This window comes from Bradyrhizobium sp. (genome assembly GCF_028868675.1).
Classification (GTDB): domain Bacteria; phylum Pseudomonadota; class Alphaproteobacteria; order Rhizobiales; family Xanthobacteraceae; genus Bradyrhizobium.
This window is the reverse complement of sequence record NZ_JAGWUA010000267.1, coordinates 1-5,118: the sequence shown is the minus strand read 5'-3', so window position 1 is coordinate 5,118 and position 5,118 is coordinate 1. Positions and strand designations below refer to the sequence as shown.

The 5,118-nt window shown below is 66.8% G+C and carries 4 protein-coding genes; 1 reads left to right on the top strand and 3 read right to left on the bottom strand.

Annotated features, from left to right (window positions below; all coding sequences use genetic code 11):
• Positions 1-431 (top strand): carbamoyltransferase C-terminal domain-containing protein (locus KGM94_RS23210; RefSeq protein ID WP_300264498.1); only part of this gene is annotated, 431 nt, incomplete at its 5' end.
• A gap of 29 nt (positions 432-460) precedes the next feature.
• Here the strand turns inward: KGM94_RS23210 and KGM94_RS23205 are convergent.
• From KGM94_RS23205 to KGM94_RS23195, 3 genes are all read right to left on the bottom strand, one after another.
• Positions 461-1,336 carry an NAD(P)-dependent oxidoreductase gene (locus tag KGM94_RS23205; RefSeq protein WP_300264495.1) on the bottom strand — a complete coding sequence of 292 codons (876 nt, stop codon included), beginning with the start codon at positions 1,334-1,336 and terminating at the stop codon, positions 461-463.
• 3 nt (positions 1,337-1,339) lie between these two features.
• Positions 1,340-2,471 (bottom strand): peptide chain release factor 2 gene (prfB, locus tag KGM94_RS23200; RefSeq protein ID WP_300264493.1). Its coding sequence is split into 2 segments (ribosomal slippage): positions 1,340-2,401 and positions 2,403-2,471, totalling 1,131 coding nucleotides; the frame shifts between segments, so codons are not numbered across the junction.
• A gap of 106 nt (positions 2,472-2,577) precedes the next feature.
• A complete protein-coding gene (locus KGM94_RS23195) occupies positions 2,578-5,058 on the bottom strand; it encodes a penicillin-binding protein 1A (protein ID WP_300264491.1) in 2,481 nt (826 codons plus the stop codon).
• Between the last annotated feature and the right edge of the window lie 60 nt (positions 5,059-5,118).

The following is a 5,118-nucleotide window of genomic DNA, read 5'->3' as shown; positions in this document are numbered from 1 at the left end:
CCGACGCCGGATACAATGCCTACAACTACATGGTGCTGACCGCGCACGCGAAGCCCGGCGCGCGCCAGAAAATTCCGGCGGTGATCCATGCCGACGGCACCGGCCGCATCCAGATCGTGCGTGACGCGGACGATCCGCTCACCTATGCCTACCTGAAGGCGCTCGGCCGTCGCATCGGCGTCGAGATGTCGGTCAACACCTCCTTCAACGTCGCCGGCCCCATCGCGCAGACGCCGCGGCAGGCGATCGACACGCTACGCCGCTCCAGGGGGCTCGATGCCGTGATCCTGATTGCCGCCGACGGCACCGCCTACGCCGCCTGGCACGGCGGGGCGCGCGACAGCGGGCGGTTTACGGAATGGCTTGCGGCGTGGCGGGCTTCGCGCGGCTCGCGCAGTGGCGACCGGCCGGCGGCGGAGCCGCCGATATAGCCACCCGATTTCCGACCGAACGCGCGGGCCTATGTCTTCGGCCGCGACACGATCTCGATCATCTTGCCTTCGTCGTCGTCGGGCGCCGCTGCCTTGGCCCGTGCGTAGGCCTCCACCGCGGCGCGGCTGACCAGCGGCGTGCCGGCGAGCAGATTTTCTGCGAGCCGGACCGCGTAATCGGCATCCTTGTGGCGCAGCGCCGCGGTGAAGGTCGCGCCCGAAAAGTCGCGCGCCACCATGCGCTTGGAATGACGCAGCACCTGCGGGCTTGCGGCCACCCCGCCCTGGATCGCCTCCAGCACGAGCTTCATGTCGAGCCCGGCCTGCTCGGCGATCGCAAGCCCCTCGGCGAGGCCCGCGATCTGGATTGCGCCCAGCAGATTGTTGATGAGCTTGTAGACGGTGCCGGAGCCGACCGCGCCGAAATGGCGGATGGTCGAGCCGATCGGCTCAAGGAAGGATCGCGCCCGTTCGAGATCGGCAGCATCGGCACCGACCAGCAGCGTCAGCGTTCCGGCGGCGGCCGCGTCCGGCAGGCCGGTGACTGGACAATCGACATAGACGAGCCCGCGCGCCTTCAGTTCGCGGAACAATTCCAGCGCGTGGTCGTAGGACACTGTGGAACACTCGATCGCGACGGTGCCGGCCTTCGCCGTCTTCGCCGCACCATCCGGTCCGAGCCAGACCGCACGCGAGGCCTCGTCGTCGGCAACCATCGTCACCACGGCGTCGGCGTCGATCGCGGCATCCTCGGGCGAGGTTGCCCAGCGCGCGCCGCGCGCGATCAAGTCTTCCGCCTTCGACTTGCTGCGATTCCACACCGACACCGTGAAGCCGGCATCGAGATAGCGACCCGCCATGCCGTGGCCCATTCGTCCCAATCCGATGAAGGCCACTCTGGTCATGTGCTAATCCACATCCTCGACCGCGCCCGGGCCGGTGCCGAACGCACGCTGCGCCAACGTCGCCGCCATGAACTCGTCGAGGTCGCCGTCGAGCACGCCCGAGGTATCGGAGGTCTGCACGCCCGTGCGCAGATCCTTCACCATCTGGTAGGGCTGCAGCACGTAGGAGCGGATCTGGTGGCCCCAGCCGATGTCGGTCTTGGCGGCCTGGTCGGCGGCCGCCTTCTCCTCGCGCTTCTTCAACTCGATCTCGTAGAGCCGCGCGCGCAGCATGTCCCAGGCCTGCGCGCGGTTCTTGTGCTGGGAGCGGCCGGCCTGGCAGACCACCGCGACACCGGTCGGGATGTGGGTCAGCCGCACCGCGGATTCGGTCTTGTTGACGTGCTGGCCGCCGGCGCCGCCCGAACGCATCGTGTCGGTGCGCACGTCGGATTCCTTGATGTCGATCTTGATGGAGTCGTCGACCACCGGAAAGATCGCAACCGACGAGAACGAGGTGTGACGGCGCGCATTGGAATCGAACGGCGAAATCCGCACCAAGCGGTGCACGCCCGCCTCGGTCTTCAGCCAGCCATAGGCATTGTGGCCGCTGATCTGGATGGTGGCGGATTTGATGCCGGCTTCCTCACCCTGGGTTTCTTCGAGATATTCGATCTTGAAGCCGTGCTTCTCGGCCCAGCGCGTGTACATGCGCAGCAGCATCTGCGCCCAGTCCTGGCTCTCGGTGCCGCCGGCGCCGGCATGGACCTCGAGATAGGAATCGAAGCCGTCGGCCTCGCCCGACAGCAGCGCCTCGAGTTCGCGCCGGGCGACCTCCTTCTTCAGCGCCTTCAGCGCGGCTTCGGCCTCGGCGACCACGCCCTCGTCGCCCTCGGCCTCGCCGAGCTCGATCATGCCGACGTCGTCGTCGAGTTCGCGCTCGACCTTGCCGATGCCGTCGAGCGCATCCTCCAGCGAGGTGCGCTCCTGCATCAGCTTCTGGGCCTTCTGGGGATCGTTCCAGAGATTGGGATCTTCGGCGAGCTTGTTCAGCTCGGCGAGGCGCGCCGTCGATTTCTCGACGTCAAAGATGCCTCCTCAGCAGCCCGACCGACTGCTTGATCTCTTCTACCAACCGTTCGACTTCGGCGCGCATGTTGTTCTCTGGTCTCGCGGAATGTCCGCGTGCGAATGAGATGGGGATGTAGCGGCGGCGGCGGCAAAGCGCAACCGGCCGCGAGGCCGGTCGCAGCCCTTATCCGCTAGTACAGTCCGCCGGTGCCGGGACGCCCGAAGAAGCCGGAATCCGGCGGCGCCTGCACGGGCATCCGGCCATCGGCATCGGCCACGCCGATGACCGAGTAGTTATCCGGCGGCGCCGTACCCGGCTTGAACGCTTCGAGGATGGTGCCGCCGGTCTCGCCGGGGCCGGCGCGCATGCCGGTCTTGGCGACGACGCGGATCAGCTTGATGCCCGCCGGCACCTTGAACGGCACGGCCGGCTTGTCGGCGAGCGCGAGCTTGAGGAAGTCGCGCGCGATGGGAGCCGCGAGATGACCGCCGGTCGCGGCATTGCCTTTGCCGAGCGGGCGCGGCTTGTCGTAGCCCATGTAGATGCCGACCACGATGTCGGGCGAGAAGCCGATGAACCAGGCGTCCTTGGCCTCGTTGGTGGTGCCGGTCTTGCCGGCGATCGGCTTGCCGACCTCCCTGACCACGGTCGCGGTGCCGGCCTGCACGACGCCTTCCATCAGTTCGGTGACCTGGTAGGCCGTCATGGGGTCGAGCACCTGCTCGCGGCGGTCGATGAGCTGCGGCTCGGGCTGGTTCTTCCAGCCGCCCGGCGCGTCGCAGCCGCGGCATTCGCGCTGGTCGTGCTTGAAGATGGTGTGACCGTAGCGGTCCTGGATGCGGTCGATCAGCGTCGGCTTCACGCGGCGCCCGCCATTGGCGATCATCGAATAGGCCGTGACCATCCGCATCGCCGTGGTCTCGCCGGCGCCGAGCGCATAGGAGAGGTAGTTCGGCAGCTCGTCATAGACGCCGAAGCGGCGGGCATATTCGCCGATCAGGGGCATGCCGATGTCCTGCGCGAGGCGCACCGTCACGGTGTTGAGCGACTGCCGCAGCGCGTTGCGCAGCGTCACCGGCCCCTGATACTTGCCCGAGGAAAAGTTCTCCGGCCGCCACACGCCGCCGCCCTGCCCCTGGTCGATCTCGATCGGCGCGTCGACCACGACGGTGGACGGCGTGTAGCCGTTGTCCAGCGCCGCCGAATAGACGATCGGCTTGAACGAGGAGCCCGGCTGCCGATAGGCCTGCGTCGCCCGGTTGAACTGGCTCTGGTCGAAGGAGAAGCCGCCGACCATCGCCAGCACGCGTCCGGTCCAGGGATCCATCACCACCATCGCGCCCGACACCTCGGGAATCTGGCGTAGCCGGTACTGGCCCTCGACCGGGTTGCCGTCCTTGTAGAGCGGATCGGCGTAGATGACGTCGCCCGGCTGCAGCACCTGCGACACAGACGTCGGCGGCTTGCCCTTCAACTTCGCCCATTTCACGCCGTCGATCGTGACGAGACCGGTCTCGCGCTGCTTGCTCACGGCGCCGCCGAGCTCGCGGCCCGGCTGGAAGCCAATGCGCGCCGACTGGTCGCTGGTTTCCAGCACTACCGCCATGCGCCACGGCGAGATGTCGGAGAGCGATTTGACGTCGGCGAGCTTCACGCCCCAGTCGCCCGATATGTCAAGCTTGCTGATGGCGCCGCGATAGCCCTGCTGCTCGTCGTAATTGACGAGGCCCGCGACCATGGTCTTGCGCGCCATCACCTGGATCTTTGGATCCAGCGTGGTGCGCACCGAGAGCCCGCCCTCGTAGAGCTTCTTCTCGCCGTAGCGCTCGAAGATGTCGCGGCGGACTTCCTCGGCGAAATATTCGCCGGCGAAGGTGTGGGCGCCGTTGCCGCGGCTGGCCACGATCAGCGGATCCTTGCGCGCCTTGTCGGCGTCGGCCTGCTTGATCCAGCCGTTCTCGAGCAGGCGGTCGATCACGTAGTTGCGCCGCTCGATGGCGCGGTCGCGGTTGCGCACCGGATGCAGCGTCGCCGGCATCTTCGGCAGCGCCGCCAGATAGGCCGCCTCCGCGATCGTCAGCTCGTTGACCGACTTGTCGAAATAAACGAGCGAGGCCGCCGCGATGCCGTAGGCGCCGAGACCGAGATAGATTTCGTTGAGATAGAGCTCGAGGATCTTGTCCTTGGAGTAGGTCCGCTCGATCCGCATCGCGAGCAGGGCTTCCTTGATCTTGCGGGCGAACGACACCTCGTTGGTCAGGAGGAAGTTCTTGGCGACCTGCTGGGTGATCGTGGAAGCGCCCTGCGGACGGCGGTTGGAACCGTAGTTCTGGATGTAGGCCACGCCGGCGCGTGCCATGCCGGTGTAGTCGATGCCGCCATGCTCGTAGAAGTTCTTGTCCTCGGCGGCGAGGAAGGAGTTGATCACGAGCTTCGGCACCGCCTGGATCGGCAGGTAGAGCCGCCGCTCCTTGGCGTATTCGCCGAGCAGCGAGCCATCGACGGCGTGCACGCGCGTCATCACCGGGGGCTCGTAATCCTGAAGCTGAGAGTAGTCCGGCAAGTCCTTGGAGAAATGCCAGATCAGGCCCGCCACGGCGCCGACGCCGACCAGGAACACCACTGTTCCCGCGGCGAACAGGAAACCCAAGAACCGCACCAGCAAGCGCATTATCTGTTTATCCGTTCAACCCTTGAGCAACCTTGAGCGACCCTTGGCGCCGGCCAGGGG

What these genes read in the sequence shown, in the direction of transcription:
- KGM94_RS23195 (WP_300264491.1), bottom strand. Translation starts at nt 5,058, where the DNA reads ATGCGCTTGCTGGTGCGGTTCTTGGGTTTCCTGTTCGCCGCGGGAACA.
- KGM94_RS23205 (WP_300264495.1), bottom strand. Translation starts at nt 1,336, where the DNA reads ATGACCAGAGTGGCCTTCATCGGATTGGGACGAATGGGCCACGGCATG.